Source organism: Parahoeflea alexandrii (assembly GCF_024105735.1).
GTDB lineage: Bacteria > Pseudomonadota > Alphaproteobacteria > Rhizobiales > Rhizobiaceae > Hoeflea > Hoeflea alexandrii.
Genome location: NZ_JAAAML010000001.1, coordinates 1,669,306 through 1,693,287 on the forward strand (window position 1 = coordinate 1,669,306; position 23,982 = coordinate 1,693,287).

Consider the following 23,982-nt stretch of genomic DNA (forward strand, 5'->3'; position numbering starts at 1 on the left):
GAGGCGAAAACCGGGTAGTCTGAAGCCGGGCAGTATCGACAGTGAGGAACATGGCATGGCAGGTATTTTGGGCAGCATCCGCAACTTGTTCGGCGGCAAATCCGCATCCAGCCCTCCGGTGGCCGCCAATGAGCCCGAAACCTACAAGGACTGCCAGATCTATGCGGAGCCGATGCCGGAAGGCGGGCAGTGGCGGCTGGCCGGACGGATCGTCAAGGGCGAAGGAGAGGCGGCCAGGGAGCATAAGTTCATCCGCGCTGACATTTTCACCAACCGCGATGAGGTTGAAGCGGCCACTTACCGCAAGGCGCGCCAGATCATAGACGAACAGGGTTCGGCGCTGTTCCGGTAATCTGCATGCCGCACCTGTGGCCTGTGGCCGTTTCGTCAACGATTGTTGCCATCGGCGACCATGTTGCCTTCAAACGGAAAAAGGCGCGAAACCTAGGGTTTCGCGCCTTTTGTTGTCGAGCGGATCAGAGAGCGATCAGTCGAAACTGATCTCGTTGTCGCCGAGATAGACATTGCTGGCTTCGCAGATGTCGATCGAATGTGGCTCATCCATGACTTCCGAACCGTCGTCACCCAGCCATCCGGCCTGAAATGTCTGTTCGCAGGACCCCGTTTCAGCGGTGAACTCCGCCGAGGCCGCGGTGCCAGGATCAAGGTCTTCCGACAGCCAGTTAGAACTCCAGCCGCTTCCGTCATTGGTGTAGAAGCCGGTCAGCACATTGGATTCGGTGTCGTTGTGGATGGTGAAAACACCTTCCGAACCCGACTGCGCCCAGGCGCCGCTGGCGGCACATATTGCCGCGCAGACGATTGCTGCTCTCAGATTGATCTGTTTCACGCTTGTTTTCCCCCAGGTCTCTTGGTGATCCCTTGGCAAAGCGTAGCGGTTGGAAATCCTGTGGTCCAGTTAGATTTTAGGGGTAAATGTTTGCTGCTGCCCCAATTCAGCCGCTTTGAGCGATGGCATCTTCACGTTTGGCGAGCTTGTGTGTTTCCTCCGTGCTGCCGGCCTTCCAGTAGCTCGAGATGTAGAGATGGCCGGTGCCAAGTCCGCGCTCGGTGCGGAAATATTCGCGCAGTTGCCGCATGCTTGCAAATTCGCAGGCCGCCCAGACAGAGGGTTGTCCTTCGATCCATTCAACGGATCTGACGCGTTCAATCAGCGGAGCACTGTCATGGCCGGACCGGGGATTGATCACCCACTCGATGGTCAGATGCGGTGGTTTTCGCAGGTCCTGGACATCGGCTTCATCCATGACCTCGATCACGGCAGTTCCAATTGCCGTATCCGGAAGCAATTCGAGATTGCCGGAAATTGCCGGCAGCGCGGTCATATCGCCGACCAGCAGATACCAGTCCGCCTCCGGGTGGACGAGCTTGCGCGGGCCCGGGCCGCCGACCATGATGCTGTCGCCAGCCTGCGCATTCAACGCCCAGAGGGTTGCGGGGCCGCACTCCTCGTGCAGAGCGAAATCGACGTCGATCTCATCTGCACGGTGCGAGCGGACCGTATAAGTACGGACCACTTCGCGTCCGGCTGACGCATCCGGCACTCGGAGCTTGATATAGGCGCTGGCCTGGTCTTCCGGGAAAGCAGCCATGCCGGCTCCGCCCAGCGTGATGCGCAGCATGTTCGGCGTTACCTGCCGCTTGGCGATTACAACGAGTTGTCTTGGTTCGGGCCGTGCCATGTCAGCGCTCCTTGAGTTCAAACTTCGGGAGCCTGTCTAGCAGGTCTTTCGCAAAATAACATGAGTAAAATAGTCATGTATCATGCAAGGCCGACATTGGGGCGGTCGATGACCTCGCGCAGAGCGAAACTCGAATTGATCTTGACCACGTGGGGCAGAGCGGACAGCCAGTCGCGGTGGATGCGCTCATAGTCCTCGAGATCGCGGGCGGCGATGCGCAGGATGTAGTCATACTCGCCGCTCATCAGATAGCAGACCAGAACGTTGGGACAGCGTTTCACAGCGGCCTCGAATTCCGTCAGGGTCTTGGCGAACTGGCCTGAGAGCGAGATGTGCACGATCGCGATCATCCGGTAGTCGAGCGCCTTGTGCGACAACCGTGCGTGATAGCCCTTGATGACGCCGGATTTTTCCAGAATGTCGAGCCGCCGGGAACAGGCCGATGCCGACAGTCCGACACGTTCCGCCAGTGCCGCGTTGGAGATTCGCCCCTCGTTTTGAAGCGTCTTCAAAATGGCAGTATCGATTGCGTCGAGCTCATGCATGTGTGGAATGTCCGAATATCGATGTTGTCTGCGCAAGAATATTCGATCGAGGGGGGAGGGACAAGCTCAGTTTGCAAGGACATTTCGGGGGGGGAATGTTTTTATTGGCCGCATTGAAACCTGACCTGGCGCCTGATGCGCCGGTCAACGCTCGGAGGAGATGTCAATGCGCGTAGGCTGCCCCAAGGAAATCAAGAACCATGAATATCGCGTCGGCCTGACCCCAGGCGCTGTCCGCGAATATGTGGCCCATGGCCACGAGGTCATCATTGAGACCAAGGCGGGCATGGGCATTGGCGAAGACGATGCGGCCTACCAGGCGGCAGGCGCCAAGATCGTCGGCAGCGCCAGGGAAGTCTTCGAGCGCTCCGACATGGTCGTCAAGGTCAAGGAGCCGCAGCCGTCCGAATGGGCACAGCTGCGCGATGGCCAGCTTCTCTACACCTATCTCCACCTGGCTCCGGATCCGGAGCAGACCAAGGGTCTGCTGGCCTCGGGTTGCACCGCCGTTGCCTATGAAACCGTGACCGACGACCGCGGCGGCCTGCCGTTGCTGGCGCCGATGTCGGAGGTGGCCGGTCGCCTGGCCATCCAGGCCGGTGCAACCTCGCTGCAGAAGGCCAATGGCGGCCGCGGCATTCTTCTGGGCGGAGTCCCCGGCGTACTGCCGGCCAAGATCGTGGTCATCGGCGGTGGCGTGGTTGGCCTGAACTCGGCCAAGATGGCTGTCGGGCTGGGCGCCGACGTGACCATTCTCGACCGTTCGCTGCCGCGCCTGCGCCAGCTCGATGACATTTTCAACGGCCGGGTTCATACCCGCTACTCGACCATCGAGGCGCTGGAAGAGGAAGTGTTCTCGGCCGATGTCGTGGTTGGCGCGGTTCTCATTCCCGGCGCCGCGGCGCCGAAGCTGGTGACCCGCGACATGCTGTCGGGCATGAAGAAGGGCTCGGTGATCGTTGATGTCGCCATTGACCAGGGCGGCTGCTTCGAGACCTCCCATGCCACCACCCATGCTGAACCGACCTACGAGGTCGACGGCGTGATCCATTATTGCGTCGCCAACATGCCCGGCGCGGTGCCGATTACTTCGGCGCATGCCCTCAACAATGCCACGCTGTATTACGGCCTGATGCTGGCCGACAAGGGGCTGAAGGCGATCGCAGAAGACCGTCACCTGCGCGCCGGCCTCAATGTGCACAAGGGCCGCATCACCAACCGTCCGGTTGCCGATGCGCTCGGGTACGAACTGGCGGACCTCGATCAGGTCCTCAAGGTCGCCTGACGTAGCATCAGGGGCCATCAGACGTGTATTGAAACACCCGCCGCAAGATACCGGCGGGTGTTTTTTTGAATCAGGCACGCTCGATGCGGCACTGATAGCAATTCATTTGTGATGAACGCATGTGGACATAGGCGACGTCGTCACGCTCAAGCAGGCGCTTGGCAGTCTGCTCGATCTTGTCCGGGGTCACGACCTCCGCTGCGTCATAGTTGATCCAGTCATTGTTCCTGTACCCACGGAGAATGAAGGCGCGTCCATAGGTAAACATGGGTGCCGCATCGTGTGTGTCGGCCGCGCGTTCGCATTCGCGCGCATGCAGGAAAATCGGTCCGGACTCGGCATAGGGCTGAGCCCGGGGAAACGGGCGGTGTGACAGGATCAGGTATTCCTCTCCCTTGGCGACAGGCGAGAGGCAATGCCGGCAGGGAATGGCTCCGCCATCTGATATGGCCCGCTGGGGAATCTGTTGATTGGCATCTTGTCCGCCACGTTGCAGTGCGCGGACTGTCTCTGTTTCGAGGGCAACAAACTTGATGTTCATGACGACGCTCCTTCTGGTTTAGCGTCATCACGTCTATGCAGCGGCCAAAAAGCCCGCCACCCGATTTCAGCCCGGCGTTGCGGAACCCGCCTTCATCAGCGCCAGGATTTCCTCGTCTGCCAGCGGCCTTATGATGGCCTGGTTCTGACTGACCGGCTCGAACCCCATCTTCTGGTAGAGCGGCAGGGCGGCGGGATGATCGAGCGTGTTGGTCGAAACGACAACGCGGGCCGGAGTGGTCGACCACGCGGTTGTCAGCGCCTGGCCGAGCATCCATTCGCCAAGCCCGCGTCTGCGCACATGTTCCATCAGGCCGAAATAGCAGAGTTCGACGGTGGACTCTTCAAGATCGGCCAGTTCGAAGAAACCCGCCGGTGCGCCGTCGACGCTGAGAACGAAAATGCGGCTGGTCCTGGCATGAACGATCTTGGACAGCTGGTCATCTGTCATGCGCAGGCGCGCAACCCAATGCCATTCGCGGCCCACCTGCCACTGCAGATAGCGGTAGAAATGCAACGGGATATCCGTTGCCTTCATCAGGGTTGCGTGCAGGTTGACCGGCAACGGCGTAATCGTGCGCGGCCTGCGCTTCATTTCGAGATGGGTGACGGTCGCCTTGAGCGATTTCGGTTTTGCGGCCTTGGCCATGTCAGACGTCTCCGGTGGCAATCGGCGTATCGTCACGACCGCCCCACTCCGACCAGGAGCCATCATAGAGCGTGTTGTCGCGGTGCCCTATGGAGTGAAGGGCCAGAGTGATCACCGCGGCGGTGACGCCGGAACCGCAGGTGGTGACAACGGGCTTGTCGAGATCGAGCCCCGATCCCTCCAGCACCCGGCGCAACTCACTCAGTGGCTTGAGTGTGCCGCCCTCAGAGAGGTTGGAGAAAGGGACATTGCGCGCACCGGGCATATGGCCGGAACGCATGCCTTCGCGTGGTTCGGGCTCCACCCCGGCAAAACGGCCTGGCCCGCGGGCGTCGGCAATCTGGGAAGACCGGTGTTCGACGATCGACCGCATCGAGGAAAAATCGGTTATCGCACCGGAAGTGAGAGAAGCATTGAAGTCAGCGGGCGAAGGTCGGGCGTGATCGCCGGTTTCAAGCGGCAGTCCCTGTGCCTTCCAGGCATCGAAGCCGCCGTCCAGCACATAGGTGTTGGCCGCGCCGAAAATGCGCAACAGCCACCAGACCCGCGGTGCGGTGAACATGCCGGGGCCGTCATAGACGACGATGGTGTCCGTGCTGCTCAGGCCGAGATCGCCGGCGGCGCGTGCAAATGCGTCCGGGTCCGGGATCGTATGCGGCAGATCCGAGCCGGCCGCCACGATGCTGTCCTGATCGAAGAACACGGCGCCCGGAATGCGCGAGACTGCGAATTCGGCAGACCCGTTGCGGTTCTGTGCCGGCAGGTACCATGAGGCATCGACGATCTTGAGGTCCGCTTGTCCCAGCGATTGCGCCAGCCAATCAAAGGAGACCACAAACGGGCTCCGGTCGGTGGGTTCGGTCATGGATATGTCCTTGCAAGCAATGTGGCGTGGGGTGCGGCTACCGGAGCCGGATCGACATGCATGTTATGCCATGGCCAAGCACTGTCGCAATGACAGGTGCTGCGCTTGAGCGTGGAAAATCGCAGAAAAGTCCAACCGATCGCCTGGCCTGAAAATCACTCCAGAGCTGGCGAAACGGATCAATAGAGTGAGGAGGGGCGATAGATCTTCGCCTCGTCAAGAACGATTGAACCGGCCAGGTTCCCGGATTGATGAGCGGGGATGTCGCTCTCGTCGTCGACGGCTTTGTCCAGCAAGAGCGCTGTTTCGGCTTCTCTGCCTACTTTGGGTTCTTGCGGAGCGGGACCGCGAGTTCCCTGACTATCGGGGCGAGAGCCTTTGCTCGCGGCGGTCTGGTCGGTTGTCAGAAAGGCCGTGACGCGGTTGGAGAGAACCCGGGATGGTTCTGCTGCAGACAATTCGTTCGGCTTGGGTGCGGGCTGCTTGCTGTCGCTGCCTGCAGCGGGGGCAGGCATGATGCTGGGCACAAGGGCGGAGACGGGATAAGTGCTACCGAGAATCAAGGACATTCGAGCGCTTTCCGACGCTTGGGGACCTCAGCCGAAGTGGCTGATGCAACCGGATGAACACGCCGCAAGGACAAGCTGCCACGAGACGCACCGCATGTTTTACGCGGCGCGGCTTAATGCATTATCAATTCGATGGTTCAAATTGTTTGCAATTGCCGTTATCGCGCCGCATGGCCGCGCCGAAAGGCTTGTTGATAGATCGCCATTGTCCGGCTGAACCGCCGTCAATCGGGCAGCGGGCCGAAGCGGATGCGGAAACGGCGGTTTTCCTTGCCTTTCTTCTCGATCTTGCCGATGTGGATTTCGCCGACTTCCGCGGTTTCACCAACATGGGTGCCGCCGCAGGGCTGGCTGTCAATCGAGGAACCGTCACCGATGCAGACCAGGCGAATGCGCCCCTGACCCCGTGGCGGGCGGACATTCTTGGATTTGACCAGGTCGGGATTGGCTTCAAGATCCTCTTCCGCAATCCACTGATGGAAGACCGGATGGTTGGCGTTGACCAGCTCCATCAGCCTTGCCGTCACCTCGGCCTTGTCGATGGTGTCGGTCATGTCGAAATCGATGCGGCTGTCGGTTTCGCTCACCGCAGCTCCCGTGATCGGGTAGGGGCAGACCACCGACAGCAGATGGCAGGCGGTGTGCATGCGCATCAGATTGTAGCGCCGGTCCCAGTCGATGTGCTGAACCAGCTTCTCGCCCACCGCAGGTGCTGGCTGGCCGGGCGCCGGGATCAGGATGATCTCGGCCTTGGTGTCGCCGGTGACGGTGCCGGCGATCTCGATCCTGTCGCCGTTTTCGCGCTCAAGGAAGCCGGTGTCGCCCGGCTGGCCGCCGGAGGTTGCGTAAAAACAGGTCTGATCGAGCAATATGCCGCCGTCTTCGCGAACCGCAGTGACCAGTGCCTCAACGGTTGAGAGATAGGCGTCTTCAAGAAAAAGGGCGGTCATCTGATTACTGTTCACTCGCATAGGGGATGGAAAGGTCGCTGTTTCTGGTCAGCCATTCCGGCACCGGCAGATCCTTGGACGCGAGGAACTCCGGATTGAACAGCTTGGACTGGTAGCGGTTGCCGTAATCGCAAAGGATGGTGACGATGGTATGGCCCGGACCCATTTCGCGGGCCATGCGAACGGCGCCGGCGACATTGATCCCCGATGAGCCGCCAAGGCACAGACCTTCATGCTCGAGCAGGTCGAAGACCAGCGGGATGGCTTCCGAATCAGGGATGTTGAAGCTCATGTCGGGGGTGAAGCCCTCGAGGTTAGCGGTGATTCGTCCCTGGCCGATACCCTCGGTGATGGAACCGCCCGAAGATTTCATTTCGCCGGTGGTGTAGAAATTGTAGAGCGCTGCGCCATCGGGATCGGCAAGGCCGATCTTGACCGACGGTTTGTGGCTGCGCAGCCCTTCGGCCACGCCGGCGAGGGTGCCGCCGGAACCGACCGCGCAAATGAAACCATCGACCTTGCCGTCAGTGTCGCGCCAGATTTCCGGCGCCGTGGTCTTCACGTGGGCCTGACGGTTGGCGACATTGTCGAACTGGTTGGCCCAGATCGCGCCATTGGGATCGGATGCGGCGATCTGTTCCGCCAGCCGGCCCGACAGCCGCACGTAGTTGTTGGGATTTCGATAGGGGGCGGCAGGCACCTCGACCAGTTCGGCGCCGAGCAGGCGCAGCGCGTCCTTCTTTTCCTGGCTCTGGGTTTCGGGAATGACGATCACCGTCCTGTAGCCCAGGGCGCGGGCAACCAGGGCCAGTCCGATGCCGGTGTTGCCTGCAGTTCCCTCGACGATCGTGCCGCCGGGACGCAGCAGGCCTTTGCGTTCGGCGTCGCGGATGATCTCCAGCGCTGCCCTGTCCTTGACCGACTGGCCGGGATTTAGAAACTCCGCCTTTCCGAGAATGGTGCAGCCGGTGGCCTCCGACGCCGCCTTCAGGCGGATGAGAGGGGTGTTGCCGATGGCGTCGAGAACGGAATTTATCGCTGGCATGATGTTTCCTGGTGGTGGCTGCTTGTGTACAGGCTGGGCGAGACTAAGCAGCCAGTTCTGGCTTCTCAAGGCTTTTGTTGCAAGACACAGGCACTCCGGGTGCTCGGGGATAAGGGAAAATTTGCCTTCAATCGGCAAAAATGAGAAATGGCATGTTCCGGTGATCCATATTGTGTCCGTGGGCGTAAGGAAGGTAAATCGGAGTACTGAGGAACGGCTGTGGTGTCCCTTGTGGAAAGCAGCTGCCGCAAATGAAAGAAAGCTAGATACGCATGGTGCGTGAACACATCGATACGATCGACTCGCTGCTTGCAAGGTATGTCGCAGGAACACTTCCGACACCAGCAAGGGTTCTCGTCGAGGCTCATCTCGAACTCAAGCCGAAGAACCGGATCAAGGTTGCCAATCTTGAATCAATGGCCGGCCTCGAGTTGATGGATATTGACCCGGTTCCTCTCAGCAACCGCGATGCCATGCTGGCTGCGGTGCTTGGATCATCCGCGCCCGAGGTTTCTGGACGCGACGCCGGTGGCTCTGAGCGGGTGTTTCCCAAGGCGCTTTACGATTTCGTCGGCTTTGACGCCGACGACGTACCGTGGCGCACGCGGATGCCCGGCTTCAAGGAATATGACATCGGCGAGATCGAAGGCTGCCATGTCAACCTGTTCTGGATTAAGCCAGGGCGTACGGTGCCGGCCCACACGCATGAAGGCAGCGAAATTTCGCTGGTGCTGGATGGTGCCTTCAGCGATGCGCGCGGGCATTACGGACGGGGTGATATCTCGGTGGCCGACGACAGTGTCGATCACCGCCCGAATGCCGATATGGGTCGTCCGTGCATCGGATTGGCCGTCATGGATGCGCCGCTGAAGTTGACCGGGTCGTTCCGCCAGCTTATCGGAGATATCATCGGCTGACGCCGCGCAAGCCTCGAATTTATTGAACCAACAGGCCGTCTGGAACGTATCAGTTCCAGACGGCCTTTTTGATTGGAGAACCAGATGAGCACATTTACCGCCAGCCCCGCAGATGGAGCCGTCTGGGTGACCGGAGCATCCAGCGGCATCGGCAAGGCGCTGGCGCTCAAGCTGGCCGCCGAAGGATTTACCGTTTATGCGACCGCACGCAGCGAAGATGCGCTGGCCAAACTTGCCGGCGAGGCGGAGAAGCTGAAGGGCCGGATCGTCGCCGCACCCGGGGACGTGACCGACAGCCAGGCAATGGCCCGAATTGCCGGGCACATCGACACCGAGGGCAAAGGGCTGGCGCTCGCAGTGTTCAATGCCGGGGTCTATCTCCCCGTTCATGGTGAAACACTGAAGGTCGGCGATTTTGACAAGACATTCGCGGTCAACCTGTCCGGCGTGGTCAACGGACTTGTTCCGGCCATCGACCGGATGAAAGCCCGCGGACGAGGTCAGATCGCCATCGTCTCGTCGGTGACGGGCTATGGCGGCATGCCGACAAGTGCAGCCTATGGTGCGACAAAAGCCGCGCTTATCAACATGGCGGAAAGCCTGAAATTCGATCTCGACAAATTCGGCGTGAGCATCCAGGTGGTCAATCCCGGCTTCGTCGATACGCCGGCAACCGCGGACAACGCATTCGAAATGCCGGCTCTGCTGCAGCCGGAGGAGGCGGCCAAGCGCATCGCGCAAGGTCTGAAATCCGGATCTTTCGAGATCACGTTTCCACGCCGCTTCACCTATGTGCTCAAGGCGCTGCAGTTCCTGCCTTATCCAGCCTATTTCTGGCTGATGAACGCGGCGACCGGCTGGAAAAAGCGGCCGCTCGAAACGGCCACTGACTGAGCTGCGGCGAGCGGTAGCGCGTGCAGTACGGCGCGCAAGAGGCTCTCCGGGAAATTCAATTCAAGAGATTTTATCCGCGTCGGTCGGTTTCGCGTGATTACATGATGCGTCAGGCGGACTCGATCCGCTGACGCAAGGAACGTTGGGTTTCTTCGTCCAGCGGGAAATTCCACATGATGGCGATGCTGGCGAGCTTCGCGGCAATCGGCACCCAGGCGTAGGCGACGGCCAGCGCCGTCAGTCCTTCTCCGGTCGCGTTGCTTTCAGCCGGGTCGAACCCGAAGGCGGCAAGCGCCGGGAAAACCACGCCGACGCCGCCGGCAAGCGATAGCTTGGTTGCCAGACTCCAGGCAGCGAAATAGGTGCCTGACCGTTGTTCGCCGGAGGCTGCGGTGTCGACATCGATGACGTCCGCCTGAATTGCAGGCGGAAGGGTCAGGTCAAATCCGAGCAACACGCCGGTCAGGGCGCAGATGACGGCAAAAGCGATCAGACTGCCCTCGGGCAGAAGCGGCGCAGGCGCGAATGCGACACAGGCGGCCAGCATGCCGTAGCACCAGGCGCGGTGCTTGCCGACCTTTCGCGCCACCCATGCCGCCAGTGGTACGCCTGCGATAGCGCACAGAAAATAGAAGAACAGCAGAGGACCGCGCGCGTCGGGAAGGCCCAGACGCGCGGAGACAAAATAGAGAAACAATGTCGCCGGTATGCCGTTTGCCAATCCGTTGAGAAAGAACGCCACGATCAGCCGAACGAATGGCCGGTTGCGAACGAGATGCGAGAGACCTGACTTGAGATCGACGCGGACCCGCGAATGTTCAATCGGTTCCGGCGTCAGAGAGACCGCCAGGGCGCCGAACAGCGGCAGGCCGATCAGGATGGTCAGCCCGAGCACGGCAAGGCCATGGACGCCGTCGGCTTGGTCAAACCCGATCGTGAAGGGCAGGGCGATGGCAATCAGGGTTCCAACCAGGATCAGGCCCTCGCGCCAGGCGGTGATCCGCGAGCGGCCGTGATAGTCGGTCGCAAGTTCGGCGCCCCAGGCCGCAAATGGGATCATGGCGGAGGTGTAGCCGAGAGACAGCATCAGGCCCCAGACCGCCAGCCACAGCACGGTTGCATCGACGGGAGGCCAGAACAGCATGAAGGCCGAGATCGCGGTTAGGGGCAGGCTGATCGCGAAAAGCGCGCGGCGGCGGCCGAAGCGGGGCCGGAACCTGTCTGCGGCCCAGCCGATCAGCGGATCGTTGACCGCATCGAAAATCCTCACCAGCAGCAGCGCGAAGCCGACCGAAGCCAGCGAAAGGCCGAGTGTCTCGGTGTAGAAGGTCGGAACCAGCACATAGAGCGGCAATGTCAGTGCCGCCAGCGGAATGGCCGGCAGCGCATAGGCCACGATCCGGGTCAACGCGAGGCGCTCGGGTGTCACCTGCGGGCTACGGGAGGCAGTATCGGAGCTTGCGGCCAATGTTTCATCCGGGGTTTGGCCGGACCCTAGCGGTCGGGACCTTGAGAAATGTTGGGTGTATGGTTGGATACGCTGCGAAGCCGGAAATGGTTCACCCCGCCGAAGATCGCTTCAGCGGGGTGACAAGACGTGTTCGGTGTGATCAGCTGTAGACGACCTGCCGGACATTGATGTGACCGGAGCGGAAACCGGCTTCGCAATAGTACATGTAAAATTCCCACAGCCGTCTGAAGCGAAGATCGAAGCCCATCGGCTGGATTTCGTCCCAGGCATTCCAGAAGCGCTGGCGCCATTCGGCCAGAGTGCGGCCGTAGTCGGGCCCGAAGGCGCGATGCCCGACCATTTCAAGCTCGGCAGCCTCGCCAAGAGATTTGAGATGGTTTTCGGTCGGCAGCATGCCGCCGGGGAAGACGTAGCGCTGGATGAAGTCGGGATTGGCGCGATAGGCCTCATAGGCGTCGGGCTTGATGGTGATGATCTGCAGGCCGGCCTTGCCCCCGGGCTTGAGGCACTGACGGACCTTGGAGAAGTAGGTGGGCCAGTACTTTTCACCCACCGCCTCGAACATCTCGATCGAGACGATCCCGTCATATTTGCCGGTTTCGTCGCGATAATCCTGGAACCGAAGGTCGACCTTGTCGGAAAGACCAGCCTTTTCAATGCGCTCGCGTGCAAACGCCAGCTGTTCCCTGGAGATGGTGAGGCCGGTGACACGGCACCCGATTTCGCTTGCGGCGAACTCCGCAAAACCACCCCAGCCGCAGCCGATCTCAAGCACATGATCGCCGGCCTTGAGGCCCGCGGCCTCGGCAAGTGCGCGGTATTTTGCCGTCTGGGCGCTGGCCAGATCATTGGCGCCGTCACTGTACAGCGCCGAGGAATAGGTCATCGTCTCGTCGAGCCATTTCGAGTAGAAGGTGTTGCCGAGATCATAATGAGCCGAGATGTTCTTCCTGGCCTGCGACCGCGAGTTCGATCTGAGCCAGTGACGGATAAGCTCCACGACACGGGCGATGCCGCGCGCGCCGCTGGCCAAATTGTCTCCGACTTCCACATTGACCAGAAACAACTCGAGAAAGGCCGTCACATCCGGGCTTTCCCAGTCGCCGTCGATGTAGGACTCGGCAACCCCGATGGTCCCACCGGTGAGGGCACGATGGGCAAGATTCCAGTTGTGCAGGATCAGCGTTGCATCGGGGCCTTCGGACCTGCCCTCTATAAGCACCATACGGCCGTCGGGCATGCGGATTGACAATCGCCCGTGTGCCATGTGCAGCAGGCCGCGCAAGGCAATCTTGGCCTTGGCCGGCAGCCCCCGAAGATAGGCTGACAAATTGTCGGTTGAGAGCTTTTCAACCGCTTGAGTTTCATTCCAGGTGGCTTCAGTCTTCATGATAGCAGCCTCCTCCGTCTCGCCAATGTTTCACTCGTCACGGCCTTGCCGCCTGACTTTCGAACTCTTCCCGGTCACGATAACTCGTTGCGGGAGGCGGCGCCGGGCGCGGCACATAACGCACCCCCTTGAGCCACAATTTGAGCGCCTCGTAGTGGATGCCACCGACAATCTTCCACGTCAGCAGTGGAATCTGCAAGAGGCAGCCCAAAATTGACGGTGTTGTCAGGGCCCGTCTCTGGCCACTGTAGGTGGCAGCAAGCAGCGGCCCGGAGCGATCTGTTTCCAGAATGCGCCACCTGATCTGCTCGCCCGGAATGTTCATACGGAAATTGTAGCGCGCCTGCATCTCGATGAAGGGCGAGACGTAGAAGAGCTTTGAACGGCTCTGACGTATTCCGGCGGGTGTCATGTCGCCCGGCTCGAGCTTGCAGACATAGGTGTGGTTTTCGCCAAACGTGTTGCGCACCTCGTAAACCAGCGCCAGCAGCTCTCCGGCCTCGTCATAAGCGTAGTAGACTGACAGCGGATTGAAGACCTGGCCGAAGATGCGCGGATAGCAGGCCAGTTCGATGCGTGCGGCGGGCCGGTCAAGACCTGCATCGGTGAGCAGGGCGTTGACATGGGCGCGCAGGGACGGCTGTTTCGCGCCTCGCAGGTGGTCAGCCTCGTGGAAGGAGGCGACATTTGCCCGGTTGACCGAGAACAGCGGCGAAAGCCGGTCGGCCTCGTCGAGACGATCGAGATCGATCAGCAGCGAATAGACCCGGTAGCGGAACCGGTGGCCGACGGGTTTCATGCGCTGGTGCATGACATCACCGGCATAAAGGCATGCCGGTGATCTGGCGGCGTCCGGATCCGCCGAGGCGGATTGTGGGGCATGTTTCATGATCACGCAGCCACTTCTGTGATTTGCGCCGGGTCCTTGCGCCACGGCAGAACCGCGCCGAGCGCTTCTGCTGCCAGAATGCCTGAGGTCAGTCCGTCCTCGTGAAAGCCGTAGCCGGTCCAGGCGCCGGCAAACAGAGTGTTGTTGTCACCCTGGATCTGCCGCAGCCGCGCCTGGACATCCATCGCATCCGAACCGAACTGCGGATGGTCATAGCTGAATTCGCCGAAAACCAGCTCGGGCCGCGGCTCCCGGTCGGGATTGAGCGTGACGAACAACGGTTTGGAGGCGTCAATGCCCTGCAGCCGGTTCATCCAGTAGGAGACGGCTACATTGGCATCGCTGCGCTGATCGGAGGAGCGCAGGTAGTTCCAGGACGCCCAGACCTTCTTGCGGGTCGGCATCAAGCGATCGTCACGGTGCAGCAGCACACGGTTTGGACTGTAGGGTATGGCGCTGAGGATTGATGTTTCCTGTTCGGTCGGCCGGTCAAGAATGCGCAGTGCCTGGTCGGTGTGGCAGGCAAGAATGACTCGGTCATAGGACATGGTCGCGCCGCTGGTGTCGAGAATGTCGACGCCGTCCGCGCTCCGGCGCACCGACACCACGCCGGCATCGAGGCGGACGCGGTCTCCGAGCGGCGCCAGCAACTTGGTCAGATAGTTGCGGCTGCCGCCGGTCACGGTGCGCCAGGTTGGGCGCTCGGAATAGATGAGCCGGTGGTTCTCGAAGAAGTTGACGAAATAGGTAGCCGGGAACTCCATCATCCGCTTGGCCGGAGTCGACCAGATGGCTGCCGCCATCGGAACCAGATAATTGTTCATGAAGCCGGGCGAAAAGCCCCGCCAGTTGAGATAATCGCCGATCGAGCGTGCGGCGAGGTGGCCCTCGGCGCGATCGAGCAGACAGATCTTGTTGAAGCGAAGGATCTCACGCAGCATCAGCAGGAACGAGGGACGCAGAAGATTGCGTTTCTGGGCGAACAGCGTCGAGAGATTGTCGCCACCCCATTCGAGCTTGCCGTAGTCCAGTGACAGGGCAAAGCTCATGTCGCTGTCATGGGTTGTCACATCGAGGTGCTCGAACAGCGCGGTGAGGTTCGGGTAGTTCAGCTCGTTGTAGACGATGAAGCCGGTATCCACCGAGATCGGGGCGCCGTCATAGTCAATGTCGACCGTTGCCGTATGCCCGCCCGGCCGTTTTTCGGCTTCGTAGAGCGTGACGTCATGCAGATCGCGCATGGCCCAAGCCGCGGAAGCGCCGGAAATGCCCGAGCCGACAACGGCCACTTTCAGGCGCTTGGGGCTCGTGGTGGCCGGGAAGGGTTTCATGTGTACGTTCATGCGGCATCCTTGATCTGCTTATAGGCGTCCAGCGCGCGCTCTCGCGCCCGTTTATGGTCGACAATCGGTGTAGGGTATGTGTCACCGAGGGAAACGCCAGCGGTTTTGAGAACCTTGTCGGGCGCGCTCCACGGTTTATGGATGAATTTGGCCGGCATCTTTTCCAGTTCGGGCACAAATCGACGGACATAGTCTCCTTGAGGATCGAATTTCTCGCCCTGAAGCACCGGATTGAAGATCCTGAAATAGGGAGCCGCATCGGCGCCGGAACCTGCGACCCATTGCCAGCTTGCCGCGTTGGAGGCGGCGTCGGCATCGACGAGGGTGTCCCAGAACCATTCCTCGCCCTTGCGCCAGTCGATCATCAGATGCTTGGTGAGAAAGGACGCAACCACCATGCGGATGCGGTTGTGCATCCAGCCTGTCTGCCAGAGCTGGCGCATTCCTGCATCAACGATGGGATATCCGGTCTGCCCCTTCTGCCACGCAACCAACGCCTCGTCGTCATTGAGCCAGGGGAAGTCATCGAACTTGGAGTTGTGGTTTTTCTTCGCGAGTTCCGGTTGGTTGACCAGCAGGTGCCAGGAGAACTCACGCCAGCCGACTTCCTTGCGAAACGTGGTGCGATCATCGGAAGAGGCGCTGGTGTCCGCGTCCCTCATGGCTTCGATGATCTGTGCTGGCGAGATTTCGCCGTTGGCAAGGTGCGGCGAGAGGCCGGATGTGGCATCCACGCCGGGGATATCGCGACGCTCGGAGTAGCCCTTGAGCCGGTCTTCCAGGAAGTCGGCCAGCCGTTGTCGGGCGCCCGCTTCCCCGGGCGTCCAGGTCTCCCTGAGCCCTCCCGACCAGTCGGGCTTGGTTGGAAGCAGACCCCAATCCTCAAGGTTTTCCGATTCGAGCCTGGAAATGCCGGGGAAGGCCTTGAGACTTTCGGGGGCGTCAAGCGGCGGCCGGTTTTCGATGCCGGATTCGATGGCACGCCAGAACGGGCTGTAGACCTTGTAGTAGGTTCCCGATCCCGTGCGCAGCCGGGTCGGCTCGTGCAGCAACTGACCGGGAAAGCTTTCCGCCACAAGCTCGTCTGACTGGAGTTCGGCCTTGAGAGCCGCATCGGCATCGCTGAAGGCCGGGTCGTATCTGCGGTTCCAGTACACTGTCGAGGCGCCTGTGGCCTTGACCAGCTGCGGGATCAGCTCAGCGGGCTTGCCGGTGAGCAGGACGAGCGGAGTTCCGCGGTTCTCGAGGTCGGACGCCAGCCGCGCAAGCGAATGATGGAGCCACCATTGCCGTGCCGCCCCGAGCGGGCGTGCCGAGCACGAGGTTTCTCGTATGTAGACCGGAATCAGGGACGCGTGGCTGCAAGCGGCAGCCAGCGCCTCGTTGTCGGAGAGCCGCAGGTCACCGCGAAACCAGACAATCGCCGGGCTCTCCAGATGGTCTGTGTCGCGTTCCATTCGATGCATTGTTTCCGTTTTGGCGAAAGTCGCCGCGCCTTTTGAATGTCTCTACGGATGTACGTAAAAGCCGGATCAAAAGTTTCACGAAAAAATGCTTGATTGCGAAAGAGTTGCGGCCTGTCGCGAGCCGGCAAAAAAAGGCCGCAGTCCCGAGCGGGATGCGGCCTTTGGAAATCTGGCTCCCCGGGCCGGATTCGAACCAGCGACCGATCGATTAACAGTCGATTGCTCTACCACTGAGCTACCGGGGATCACTGCGTCAAGCAGCGTGGGGGGCCTATAACAAATGCCTCTCTGATTTGCCAAGCGGTTTTTGAAGAAAATGTGTCGATCTTGCGAAGTCGTCTTCCAAAGCCCATCTCTTGCGCTCATCCAACCCGGCTCACCGCAGCCTCTTCAGCCGCCCTGGACGGCTCTGGTGACAATGACCCGAAAACCGTTCTTCACATTCAATGCCGGCCGTGGTGAGATCCGGATCGGGTCGAGGCTGTTTGGCCTGCCGCGACACCCGTCCCTGCGAATCGCATTGGGCGTGGGTCTCATTCTTGGCGGAGTTCTCGGTTTCCTGCCAGTGCTTGGATTCTGGATGCTTCCGCTTGGATTGCTGGTGCTTTCCCTTGATCTGCCGCTGGTCAGGCGTTGGCGCAGGTCTTTCGTGGTGCGCAGGGAACGACGGAACGGCAAGAAAGAGCAGCGCGAAGGCGCCGCGTCACGACGCCCGGCAGACAAGGAGGAGAAGGGGAAATGAATGGAGGCCTCGCCCGGAATCGAACCGGGGTGCAAGGATTTGCAGTCCTCTGCGTAACCACTCCGCCACGAGGCCTCTTGCCGGTTACTCACCGAACGGCTGGCAAATAGACGGAGAATCGCAGCGGCGCAAGGGGGGATCTTGGCCCGCGTACCGGTTTCTAGTGAGCCTCTCCGGTTGAAAACCCTGAATTCGACGGGCGGCAGTCCGGATCAGCTTGAATCTCGCGGTGCGGCGCTTTAATGAAGCGCAAGACCAGATGCATCGGAGAGACCGGATGGGCACCGACTATCAAGACGCGCGCCAGAAAATGGTGGACAACCAGATCCGCACGACGGATGTGACATCGCATTCCGTTTTGAAGGCTTTCCTGACGGTTGCGCGTGAGGACTTTGTCCCAACGCCGCTCAAGCCGCTGGCTTACATCGACGACGATATCCGGATTGCTGTAGGCGGAGACGACGGCGTTGCCCGTTATGTCATGGAGCCGTCGCCGCTGGCAAAGATGCTTCAGCTGGCGCAGATCAACCGTGACCAGGTTGTCCTCGAGATCGGGTGCGGCTCGGGTTACACCGCGGCCATTCTGTCGCTGCTGGCAGGATCCGTGGTTGCGGTCGAAAGCGATTCGGAACTTGCAGATGCGGCAAGCGAGAGGCTGAGTGACGGCGGCTACGACAATGTCGCGGTGGTGACCGGCGATCTCGAGAAGGGCTACGCAGCCGAAGCACCCTATGATGTGATCTTCATCAACGGCGCGGTGGAAACGGTTCCTGCAGCCCTGTTCGACCAGTTGCGCGAGGGCGGCCGCCTTGTTGCCGCGGTCGGTGTCGGACTTTCCGCCCAGGCCAGACTCTTCGTCAAGGAGGGTGGCGCCGTGTCGGGCAGGGCAGCTTTCAACGTCTCCGTCAAACCGTTGCCAGGTTTCCGCAAGGCCGAAGAATTCGTCTTCTAGCCTCCTGCCTCAAGGGGTTTGAAGGGTGCTGCCAATCGTCGCGCTGTTGCGCGATGGCAACTTGATGGGGATTAGTGAACGATTATTCACTCTGCGCGATTGCGTCCTGCGGCGCCAGCCATCATATATTGATGGAACATCATGATGGTGTCCTGCGCAGCTTCGGGATCACCGCTTTCGCGCATGCTGGAGTATGTACTCGTGTCATTTCTCAAGAATTCACTGGCCTGTGTTGCCGTCGTTTCCATGGTCACCCTGGCTCCGCAGCCGGTTTTCGCAGAGACAATCTACCAGGCCATGGCAAAGGCCTACGAGAACAATCCCGATCTCAATGCTGCACGTGCCGGCTTGCGCGCAACCGACGAGGGGGTGGCGCTGGCGAAATCGGGCTACCGGCCGTTCATCGGTGCGGAAGCGACCACGGCAGTTGTCAACACCGAGGGGCGCGTCGCCAAATCGGCCAGCATCGGGGTCTCGATCACGCAAACCCTTTTTGACGGATTCCAGACCCGCAACAATGTGCGGGCGGCCGAAGCTGCGGTGTTTGCCGGTCGCGAGAACCTTCGCGGTACCGAAATCGATATCCTGCTTGCAACCGTACAGGCCTATGCCAACGTCAACCGCGACAACCAGATCGTCGTCTACCGCAAGCAGAACATTGCGTTCCTTCAGGAGCAGTTTTCGGCGGCGCGGGCCCGTTTCGACGTTGGAGAGAGCACGCGTACGGACGTGAGCCTGGCCGAAGCCCAGCTCGCCGGCGCCAAGGCCAGCCTGACGGCGGCGGTGGCACAGGCCAAGTCCAGCGCCGCTGTTTATGCCCAGATTGTCGGCTCGATGCCGAAGAACCTCAAGCCGGTGCCGTTGCCGGGCAAGTTGCTGCCTGCATCGCTCGATACAGCGGTGGCGCAGGGTACCCGCGAGCATCCGGCAGTGCTTGCCGCTCTCTTTGGTGTTGATGCAGCCGGGTACAAGGTCAAGTCCGAGGAGGGCGCGTTCCTTCCAGGTGTGACGGTGTCCGGATCGGTTGCGGAAGCCGATGGCGGCGTGAGCACCAGCCAGATCCAGGCCAAATTGACCGTGCCGCTCTACCAGGGTGGCGCTGCCTCGGCGCAGGTGCGCCAGGCCAAGGAGCAGCTTGGCCAGCAGCGCATTCTGGTGGATTCGGCCCGTCGGTCGATCGAGCAGTCTGTGGTGTCCTCCTGGACGCAGATGGAAGCGGCGCGGGCGACCATCGAAGCCAACAGGGCGCAGCTTTCGGCCGCCAATCTTGCCCTGAACGGCGTGGTAGAGGAGCGCCGGGTCGGACAGCGCACGACGCTTGACGTGCTCAATGCCCAGCAGACTGTGCTCAATGCCAAGGAAGCGATTTCCCAGTCGGAACGAAATGCAATCGTTGCAAGCTTCTCCGTGCTTGCTTCGACGGGCAAGCTGACGATCGACCAGCTTGGCCTTCAGGTTGCCAACTACCGGCCTGAAGTCCATTACGAAGCGACCAAGGACCGCTGGTACGGTCTTCGGACCGTCGACGGCCGCTGAGCCGCCACGCTTGAGCCACGCTGCTGCCGCGCACTGCTGCAGCCGATGGCCGCCATGAATTCCTGTGCATGAACATGCAAGCGGCGGCCGGTGCGATTCTCAAATCCAGATCAATGCCGTAGACTGGGCTGGTGATTCGCCGGTTGGCATGAGCCTGGCGACGAGAGTAACGGAGCGTATTCATGGGACAGGCCGGCGCACAGCGCGAACCGACGATGGAAGAAATCCTGGCTTCCATCCGCAGGATCATTGAGAACAACGAGCCTGGTGCCGATGGCAATCCACTCGGTCTTGGTCTCGCCGACGGCGACCCGGCCGGCCGGCACGACGCCGATGAAGTTTCCCACGACGCAGAAGCAGACACCTCCGAGGCGAGCGCCGCGGTTGGCGGTGTGGAGAGCCAGCGTTCAGCGGCGAATGATGCGGCTGGCGCGCAGCCGGTTTCGCTGGCCGAAGTGGCCGCGCGGGCGCGCACGATGCCCGAGACCGATCAGGCACCAATCCATGATCAGGGCGCAGAAGACTATGCCGCGGACCCCGCGCCCGAGGTAGTGGATGCGGCGGCAGAGGAATTGCGCGAAGCACTGGTGTCCGAGGAGCCGTTGGAAGCGCCGGTTCAGCCTGTGGCCGAAGAACCAAATCCGGTTTCAAACGAGGCGGAAGAAGTCGAACACCCCGAAACGAAAGAAGCGGTTGCCGTCTCACCCGAAACGGCGTCCGGGGCTTCAGCGAGGGCTGAGGAGCCTCAGGGCGGGGGGCAGCTGGTTTCGCTGCAAACCGGCGAGAAGGTTGCGGCGGCGTTCAACGAACTTGATGCAGCGATTGCTGCCGGCCAGCAACGCTCCTTTGACGAGATTGCCGAAGAAATGCTGCGGCCGATGCTGACGCAGTGGCTCGATGACAATCTGCCGACCTTGGTCGAGCGGCTTGTAAGGGAAGAAATCGAGCGGGTATCGCGCGGCAATCGCCGCTGAGGCGATGTGCTCATACGAAAAAATGTGAGCCCAAGACTACGAGCTGAGACCTCCTTTTACGCATTGGGCGTGCCCCGCCGACCCGGGGCGGTCCGATGCTTCGCAGTTTGACTGGCGGAGCCTGATGGTCCTTTGCAGCGGGTTTTGTGCCTGCTGCATGACGCCATCGGCAGTACCGCTCGTGTTGACACTGCCAATCGGTTCCGCTTTATCACAGTCCTATTCCCACAGATGCGAACGGTTCCCCGATCATGCTCGAAAAAACCTATGACGCCGCGGCTATTGAGCCGAAAATTGCGACACGTTGGGCGGAGGCGAATGCATTCGCTGCCGGCGCGGGGGCGCAGCCAGAGCAGGATTCATTCTGTGTCGTGATCCCGCCGCCGAACGTCACCGGCTCTCTGCACATGGGGCACGCGCTCAACAACACGCTGCAGGATATCCTTGTGCGCTATCACCGCATGCTGGGTGAGAATGTTCTCTGGCAGCCCGGGATGGACCACGCGGGGATCGCAACCCAGATGGTTGTCGAGCGGCAGCTTGCGGAGCAGCAGATCCATCGCCGCGAAATTGGCCGGGAAGCGTTCGTTGACAAGATCTGGGAGTGGAAAGACCAGTCCGGCGGCATGATCTTCAACCAGCTCAAGCGGCTTGGCGCATCGTGTGACTGGTCGCGCGAGCGCTTCACCATGGATGAGGGGCTTTCGCGGGCCGTGCTGGAAGTCTTTGTCAGCCTCTACAAGGAAGGGCTGATCTACAAGGACAAGCGTCTGGTCAACTGGGATCCCAAATTGCTGACGGCGATTTCCGATCTCGAGGTGGAGCAGGTCGAGGTCAAGGGTAATCTCTGGCATTTCCGTTACCCGCTGGCCGACGGCATGACCTATGAGCATCCTGTTTCCCACGACGAGGAAAGCGGAACCCATACCTACGAGACCCGTGACTATATCATCGTCGCCACGACCCGGCCCGAAACCATGCTGGGCGACACGGCTGTGGCGGTCAATCCGGAGGACGTGCGCTACAAGGACCTGATCGGCAAGCAGGTGGTTCTGCCGCTGGTTGGACGGCGCATACCGATCGTCGGCGACGACTATGCTGATGAAACGGCCGGGTCCGGCGCGGTGAAGATCACGCCGGCGCACGACTTCAACGATTTCGAGGTCGGCAAGCGGCATCACCTCAAGGCGATCAACATCCTGACCGCCGATGGCAGCGTGACGCTCAAGGACAATGAGGATTTTCTCGAAGGCCTCAAGGTCGAGGGCAAGCTCATCGAGGTGATCGAGGAGCTTGACGGCATGGACCGTTTTGCCGCGCGCAAGGAAATCGTCTCCAAGATGGAGGAGATCGGCTGTCTCGACCATATCGAGCCGCACACCCACATGGTGCCGCATGGCGACCGTGGCGGGGTGCCGATCGAGCCGTTCCTGACCGATCAATGGTATGTCAACGCTGCCGAAATGGCCAAGCCCGCCATTGAAAGCGTGCGTGAGGGGCGGACCAACTTCGTTCCGAAGAACTGGGAAAAGACCTATTTCGAGTGGATGGAGAACATCCAGCCATGGTGCATTTCCCGGCAATTGTGGTGGGGGCACCAGATCCCGGCCTGGTATGGACCCGATGGCCAGGTGTTTGTCGAGAAGGATGAGGAAACCGCGCTCGAAGCCGCGATCCAGCACTACATCGCCCATGAGGGCCCCTGGAAGGCCTGGGTCGAGGAAAAGCTTGAGAACTTCAAGCCGGGAGAGATCCTGACCCGGGACGAGGACGTGCTCGATACCTGGTTTTCCTCCGCCCTGTGGCCGTTCTCGACCTTGGGTTGGCCCGACAAGACGCCAGAACTTGCCCGCTACTATCAGACCGACGTTCTGGTGACGGGCTTCGACATCATCTTCTTCTGGGTTGCCCGGATGATGATGATGGGACTTCACTTCATGGATGAAGAGCCGTTTCACACGGTCTATGTCCATGCGCTGGTCCGCGACAAGGATGGCGCCAAGATGTCCAAGTCGAAGGGCAATGTCATCGATCCGCTGGACCTGATCGACGAGTATGGCGCAGATGCCTTGCGCTTCACGCTGGCGATCATGGCGGCACAGGGCCGCGATGTGAAACTTGATCCTGCTCGGATCGCCGGTTACCGCAACTTTGGCACCAAGCTTTGGAACGCCGCCCGTTTTGCCGACATGAACGGCGCCGTGCTGGACCCGGCCTTCGATCCCTCTGCCGCGAAGCTGACGATCAACCGCTGGATTCTGACGGAACTGACCCGGACCGCAAACGAGGTGAAAACCGCGATCGAGGCCTACAAGTTCAACGAAGCCTCGAGCGCTCTCTACCGGTTTGTCTGGAACCAGCTGTGCGACTGGTACCTGGAACTGCTCAAGCCGGTGTTCAACGGCGAGGACGAGGCGTCCAAGGTCGAGGCCCGCGCCTGTGCGGCCCACGTGCTGGCGGAAGCCGTCAAGCTGTTGCATCCGTTCATGCCGTTCATGACCGAGGAACTCTGGGAGCATCTGGCCGGTGAGAGCGCCGGTCTTGCCTGCCATGCATCCTGGCCGCAGCCGGTGTTTTCGGATGAGGATGCGGCCTCGGAAATCAACTGGCTGATCGATCTGGTTTCCGGTTTGCGATCGGTGCGCGCGGAAATGAATGTTCCGCCATCGGCCAAAGCGGCGCTGGTGATGGTCGGCGCCAACCAGGCCACGGAAGCAAGGCTGTTGCGTCATGATCCCGCCATCAAGCGGCTGGCGCGGGTGACCGACATCATTTTGCAAGCCGCGGTGCCGTCTGGCTCGGCCCAGATCGTGGTGGGGGAGGCAACCGCCTGCCTTCCGCTCGGTGATCTTATCGATCTTGATGCGGAAAAGGCGCGGCTTGAAAAGGCGCTCGCCAAGGTTCGTGATGACATCGAGAAGATCGAGCGCAAGCTTGCCAACGAGAAGTTCGTGGCCAATGCCAAGCCGGAAGTGGTGGAAGCTGAGCGTGAAAAGCTCGTCGATCTCACCGGTCAGAACGAGAAGCTCGCGGCGGCCATCGAGCGACTTGGCCAGGCGGGCTGACAGCAAGGCAGAACGTCCAGAAGTGAAGGCGGTCCGGAAACGGGCCGCCTTGTCTATTGCGAGGCAGGAACATCGCGCGTGATGTTCCTGCCTCGCTTGTCATTGAGATGCTTTTCGCCTGGTGGCGGCGCATCGATGGCTCTGCCCGGCTCGGCGTAGCTGTTCGAGCTTTCGATTTTTTGTCACTTGGAT

23 protein-coding genes and 2 tRNA genes are annotated in these 23,982 nt (G+C 60.8%); 9 read left to right on the forward strand and 16 right to left on the reverse strand.

Features of this window, described 5'->3' with window-relative positions; all coding sequences use genetic code 11:
- Positions 1 to 55: 55 nt before the first annotated feature.
- On the forward strand, positions 56 to 352 hold the full coding sequence (locus GTW23_RS07710; RefSeq protein WP_252915288.1) for an HlyU family transcriptional regulator: 297 nt from the start codon (positions 56 to 58) through the stop codon (positions 350 to 352).
- 135 nt (positions 353 to 487) lie between these two features.
- Here the strand turns inward: GTW23_RS07710 and GTW23_RS07715 are convergent, their stop codons facing one another.
- From GTW23_RS07715 to GTW23_RS07725, 3 genes are all read right to left on the reverse strand, one after another.
- Entirely contained in the window at positions 488 to 850 is a 363-nt protein-coding gene (locus GTW23_RS07715) for a hypothetical protein (protein ID WP_210385778.1), read from the reverse strand.
- Between the two features lie 106 nt (positions 851 to 956).
- Positions 957 to 1,703: a siderophore-interacting protein gene (locus tag GTW23_RS07720; protein WP_252915289.1), complete on the reverse strand. Its 747-nt coding sequence runs from the start codon at positions 1,701 to 1,703 to the stop codon at positions 957 to 959.
- 80 nt (positions 1,704 to 1,783) lie between these two features.
- Entirely contained in the window at positions 1,784 to 2,248 is a 465-nt protein-coding gene (locus GTW23_RS07725; RefSeq protein ID WP_252915290.1) for an Lrp/AsnC family transcriptional regulator, read from the reverse strand.
- Between the two features lie 166 nt (positions 2,249 to 2,414).
- Here GTW23_RS07725 and ald point away from each other — a divergent pair, with 166 nt between their 5' ends.
- Complete coding sequence (gene ald / locus GTW23_RS07730; RefSeq protein ID WP_252915291.1) at positions 2,415 to 3,533, forward strand: alanine dehydrogenase; 1,119 nt, start codon at positions 2,415 to 2,417, stop codon at positions 3,531 to 3,533.
- Between the two features lie 70 nt (positions 3,534 to 3,603).
- On the opposite strand, the gene GTW23_RS07735 is transcribed toward ald, so the two are convergent.
- The 6 genes from GTW23_RS07735 to GTW23_RS07760 form a co-directional block, all read right to left on the reverse strand.
- Entirely contained in the window at positions 3,604 to 4,074 is a 471-nt protein-coding gene (locus GTW23_RS07735) for a DUF1203 domain-containing protein (RefSeq protein ID WP_152008582.1), read from the reverse strand.
- Positions 4,075 to 4,140: 66 nt separating this feature from the next.
- Positions 4,141 to 4,722 (reverse strand): GNAT family N-acetyltransferase, encoded by a 582-nt coding sequence (locus GTW23_RS07740; protein WP_252915292.1) that lies wholly within the window; start codon positions 4,720 to 4,722, stop codon positions 4,141 to 4,143.
- A gap of 1 nt (position 4,723) precedes the next feature.
- Positions 4,724 to 5,587, reverse strand: coding sequence for a 3-mercaptopyruvate sulfurtransferase (gene sseA / locus GTW23_RS07745; protein ID WP_252915293.1), 864 nt, complete (start codon positions 5,585 to 5,587; stop codon positions 4,724 to 4,726).
- Positions 5,588 to 5,766: 179 nt separating this feature from the next.
- Positions 5,767 to 6,156 carry a hypothetical protein gene (locus GTW23_RS07750; RefSeq protein ID WP_252915294.1) on the reverse strand — a complete coding sequence of 130 codons (390 nt, stop codon included), beginning with the start codon at positions 6,154 to 6,156 and terminating at the stop codon, positions 5,767 to 5,769.
- A 224-nt stretch (positions 6,157 to 6,380) separates the two neighbouring features.
- Complete coding sequence (locus GTW23_RS07755; protein WP_252915295.1) at positions 6,381 to 7,106, reverse strand: alanyl-tRNA editing protein; 726 nt, start codon at positions 7,104 to 7,106, stop codon at positions 6,381 to 6,383.
- A 4-nt stretch (positions 7,107 to 7,110) separates the two neighbouring features.
- Complete coding sequence (locus GTW23_RS07760) at positions 7,111 to 8,151, reverse strand: cysteine synthase A (protein WP_252915296.1); 1,041 nt, start codon at positions 8,149 to 8,151, stop codon at positions 7,111 to 7,113.
- A gap of 272 nt (positions 8,152 to 8,423) precedes the next feature.
- Here GTW23_RS07760 and GTW23_RS07765 point away from each other — a divergent pair, with 272 nt between their 5' ends.
- Together GTW23_RS07765 and GTW23_RS07770 are read left to right on the forward strand one after the other, a co-directional pair.
- Positions 8,424 to 9,068, forward strand: a complete 645-nt coding sequence (locus GTW23_RS07765) for a ChrR family anti-sigma-E factor (RefSeq protein WP_152008588.1) — start codon at positions 8,424 to 8,426, stop codon at positions 9,066 to 9,068.
- Positions 9,069 to 9,152: 84 nt separating this feature from the next.
- Positions 9,153 to 9,962 carry an SDR family NAD(P)-dependent oxidoreductase gene (locus GTW23_RS07770; RefSeq protein WP_252915297.1) on the forward strand — a complete coding sequence of 270 codons (810 nt, stop codon included), beginning with the start codon at positions 9,153 to 9,155 and terminating at the stop codon, positions 9,960 to 9,962.
- A gap of 109 nt (positions 9,963 to 10,071) precedes the next feature.
- On the opposite strand, the gene GTW23_RS07775 is transcribed toward GTW23_RS07770, so the two are convergent.
- The 6 genes from GTW23_RS07775 to GTW23_RS07800 all read right to left on the reverse strand — a co-directional run bounded on the left by GTW23_RS07775 (position 10,072) and on the right by GTW23_RS07800 (position 16,766).
- Entirely contained in the window at positions 10,072 to 11,430 is a 1,359-nt protein-coding gene (locus GTW23_RS07775; protein ID WP_252915298.1) for an MFS transporter, read from the reverse strand.
- Between the two features lie 142 nt (positions 11,431 to 11,572).
- Complete coding sequence (locus GTW23_RS07780) at positions 11,573 to 12,823, reverse strand: SAM-dependent methyltransferase (protein ID WP_252915299.1); 1,251 nt, start codon at positions 12,821 to 12,823, stop codon at positions 11,573 to 11,575.
- Between the two features lie 37 nt (positions 12,824 to 12,860).
- Positions 12,861 to 13,712 carry a DUF1365 domain-containing protein gene (locus tag GTW23_RS07785; protein ID WP_252915300.1) on the reverse strand — a complete coding sequence of 284 codons (852 nt, stop codon included), beginning with the start codon at positions 13,710 to 13,712 and terminating at the stop codon, positions 12,861 to 12,863.
- Between the two features lie 2 nt (positions 13,713 to 13,714).
- Positions 13,715 to 15,055 (reverse strand): NAD(P)/FAD-dependent oxidoreductase, encoded by a 1,341-nt coding sequence (locus GTW23_RS07790; RefSeq protein ID WP_252915301.1) that lies wholly within the window; start codon positions 15,053 to 15,055, stop codon positions 13,715 to 13,717.
- Entirely contained in the window at positions 15,052 to 16,512 is a 1,461-nt protein-coding gene (locus GTW23_RS07795) for a cryptochrome/photolyase family protein (protein ID WP_252915302.1), read from the reverse strand. The genes GTW23_RS07790 and GTW23_RS07795 overlap by 4 nt, the downstream gene beginning before the upstream one ends.
- A gap of 179 nt (positions 16,513 to 16,691) precedes the next feature.
- A tRNA-Asn gene (locus GTW23_RS07800) sits at positions 16,692 to 16,766 on the reverse strand.
- Between the two features lie 173 nt (positions 16,767 to 16,939).
- Between GTW23_RS07800 and GTW23_RS07805 the strand changes: the two genes are divergently transcribed.
- Complete coding sequence (locus GTW23_RS07805) at positions 16,940 to 17,263, forward strand: hypothetical protein (RefSeq protein WP_252915585.1); 324 nt, start codon at positions 16,940 to 16,942, stop codon at positions 17,261 to 17,263.
- A gap of 1 nt (position 17,264) precedes the next feature.
- Here GTW23_RS07805 and GTW23_RS07810 read toward each other — a convergent pair.
- Positions 17,265 to 17,338: transfer RNA gene (locus GTW23_RS07810), tRNA-Cys, on the reverse strand.
- A 202-nt stretch (positions 17,339 to 17,540) separates the two neighbouring features.
- Between GTW23_RS07810 and GTW23_RS07815 the strand changes: the two genes are divergently transcribed.
- The 4 genes from GTW23_RS07815 to GTW23_RS07830 all read left to right on the forward strand — a co-directional run bounded on the left by GTW23_RS07815 (position 17,541) and on the right by GTW23_RS07830 (position 23,790).
- Entirely contained in the window at positions 17,541 to 18,215 is a 675-nt protein-coding gene (locus GTW23_RS07815) for a protein-L-isoaspartate O-methyltransferase family protein (RefSeq protein WP_252915303.1), read from the forward strand.
- A gap of 183 nt (positions 18,216 to 18,398) precedes the next feature.
- A complete protein-coding gene (locus tag GTW23_RS07820) occupies positions 18,399 to 19,751 on the forward strand; it encodes a TolC family outer membrane protein (RefSeq protein WP_252915304.1) in 1,353 nt (450 codons plus the stop codon).
- A gap of 182 nt (positions 19,752 to 19,933) precedes the next feature.
- Positions 19,934 to 20,725 (forward strand): PopZ family protein, encoded by a 792-nt coding sequence (locus GTW23_RS07825; protein WP_252915305.1) that lies wholly within the window; start codon positions 19,934 to 19,936, stop codon positions 20,723 to 20,725.
- A 251-nt stretch (positions 20,726 to 20,976) separates the two neighbouring features.
- Entirely contained in the window at positions 20,977 to 23,790 is a 2,814-nt protein-coding gene (locus tag GTW23_RS07830) for a valine--tRNA ligase (RefSeq protein ID WP_252915306.1), read from the forward strand.
- Positions 23,791 to 23,982: the final 192 nt, after the last annotated feature.

Excerpts from the sequence above, each read along its gene's own strand:
- GTW23_RS07710 (WP_252915288.1), top strand. The coding sequence starts at position 56 with ATGGCAGGTATTTTGGGCAGCATCCGCAACTTGTTCGGCGGCAAATCC.
- GTW23_RS07720 (WP_252915289.1), bottom strand. The coding sequence starts at position 1,703 with ATGGCACGGCCCGAACCAAGACAACTCGTTGTAATCGCCAAGCGGCAG.
- GTW23_RS07725 (WP_252915290.1), bottom strand. The coding sequence starts at position 2,248 with ATGCATGAGCTCGACGCAATCGATACTGCCATTTTGAAGACGCTTCAA.
- ald (WP_252915291.1), top strand. The coding sequence starts at position 2,415 with ATGCGCGTAGGCTGCCCCAAGGAAATCAAGAACCATGAATATCGCGTC.
- GTW23_RS07735 (WP_152008582.1), bottom strand. The coding sequence starts at position 4,074 with ATGAACATCAAGTTTGTTGCCCTCGAAACAGAGACAGTCCGCGCACTG.
- GTW23_RS07740 (WP_252915292.1), bottom strand. The coding sequence starts at position 4,722 with ATGGCCAAGGCCGCAAAACCGAAATCGCTCAAGGCGACCGTCACCCAT.
- sseA (WP_252915293.1), bottom strand. The coding sequence starts at position 5,587 with ATGACCGAACCCACCGACCGGAGCCCGTTTGTGGTCTCCTTTGATTGG.
- GTW23_RS07750 (WP_252915294.1), bottom strand. The coding sequence starts at position 6,156 with ATGTCCTTGATTCTCGGTAGCACTTATCCCGTCTCCGCCCTTGTGCCC.
- GTW23_RS07755 (WP_252915295.1), bottom strand. The coding sequence starts at position 7,106 with ATGACCGCCCTTTTTCTTGAAGACGCCTATCTCTCAACCGTTGAGGCA.
- GTW23_RS07760 (WP_252915296.1), bottom strand. The coding sequence starts at position 8,151 with ATGCCAGCGATAAATTCCGTTCTCGACGCCATCGGCAACACCCCTCTC.
- GTW23_RS07765 (WP_152008588.1), top strand. The coding sequence starts at position 8,424 with ATGGTGCGTGAACACATCGATACGATCGACTCGCTGCTTGCAAGGTAT.
- GTW23_RS07770 (WP_252915297.1), top strand. The coding sequence starts at position 9,153 with ATGAGCACATTTACCGCCAGCCCCGCAGATGGAGCCGTCTGGGTGACC.
- GTW23_RS07780 (WP_252915299.1), bottom strand. The coding sequence starts at position 12,823 with ATGAAGACTGAAGCCACCTGGAATGAAACTCAAGCGGTTGAAAAGCTC.
- GTW23_RS07785 (WP_252915300.1), bottom strand. The coding sequence starts at position 13,712 with ATGAAACATGCCCCACAATCCGCCTCGGCGGATCCGGACGCCGCCAGA.
- GTW23_RS07790 (WP_252915301.1), bottom strand. The coding sequence starts at position 15,055 with ATGAACGTACACATGAAACCCTTCCCGGCCACCACGAGCCCCAAGCGC.
- GTW23_RS07795 (WP_252915302.1), bottom strand. The coding sequence starts at position 16,512 with ATGGAACGCGACACAGACCATCTGGAGAGCCCGGCGATTGTCTGGTTT.
- GTW23_RS07805 (WP_252915585.1), top strand. The coding sequence starts at position 16,940 with ATGACCCGAAAACCGTTCTTCACATTCAATGCCGGCCGTGGTGAGATC.
- GTW23_RS07815 (WP_252915303.1), top strand. The coding sequence starts at position 17,541 with ATGGGCACCGACTATCAAGACGCGCGCCAGAAAATGGTGGACAACCAG.
- GTW23_RS07820 (WP_252915304.1), top strand. The coding sequence starts at position 18,399 with ATGCTGGAGTATGTACTCGTGTCATTTCTCAAGAATTCACTGGCCTGT.
- GTW23_RS07825 (WP_252915305.1), top strand. The coding sequence starts at position 19,934 with ATGGGACAGGCCGGCGCACAGCGCGAACCGACGATGGAAGAAATCCTG.
- GTW23_RS07830 (WP_252915306.1), top strand. The coding sequence starts at position 20,977 with ATGCTCGAAAAAACCTATGACGCCGCGGCTATTGAGCCGAAAATTGCG.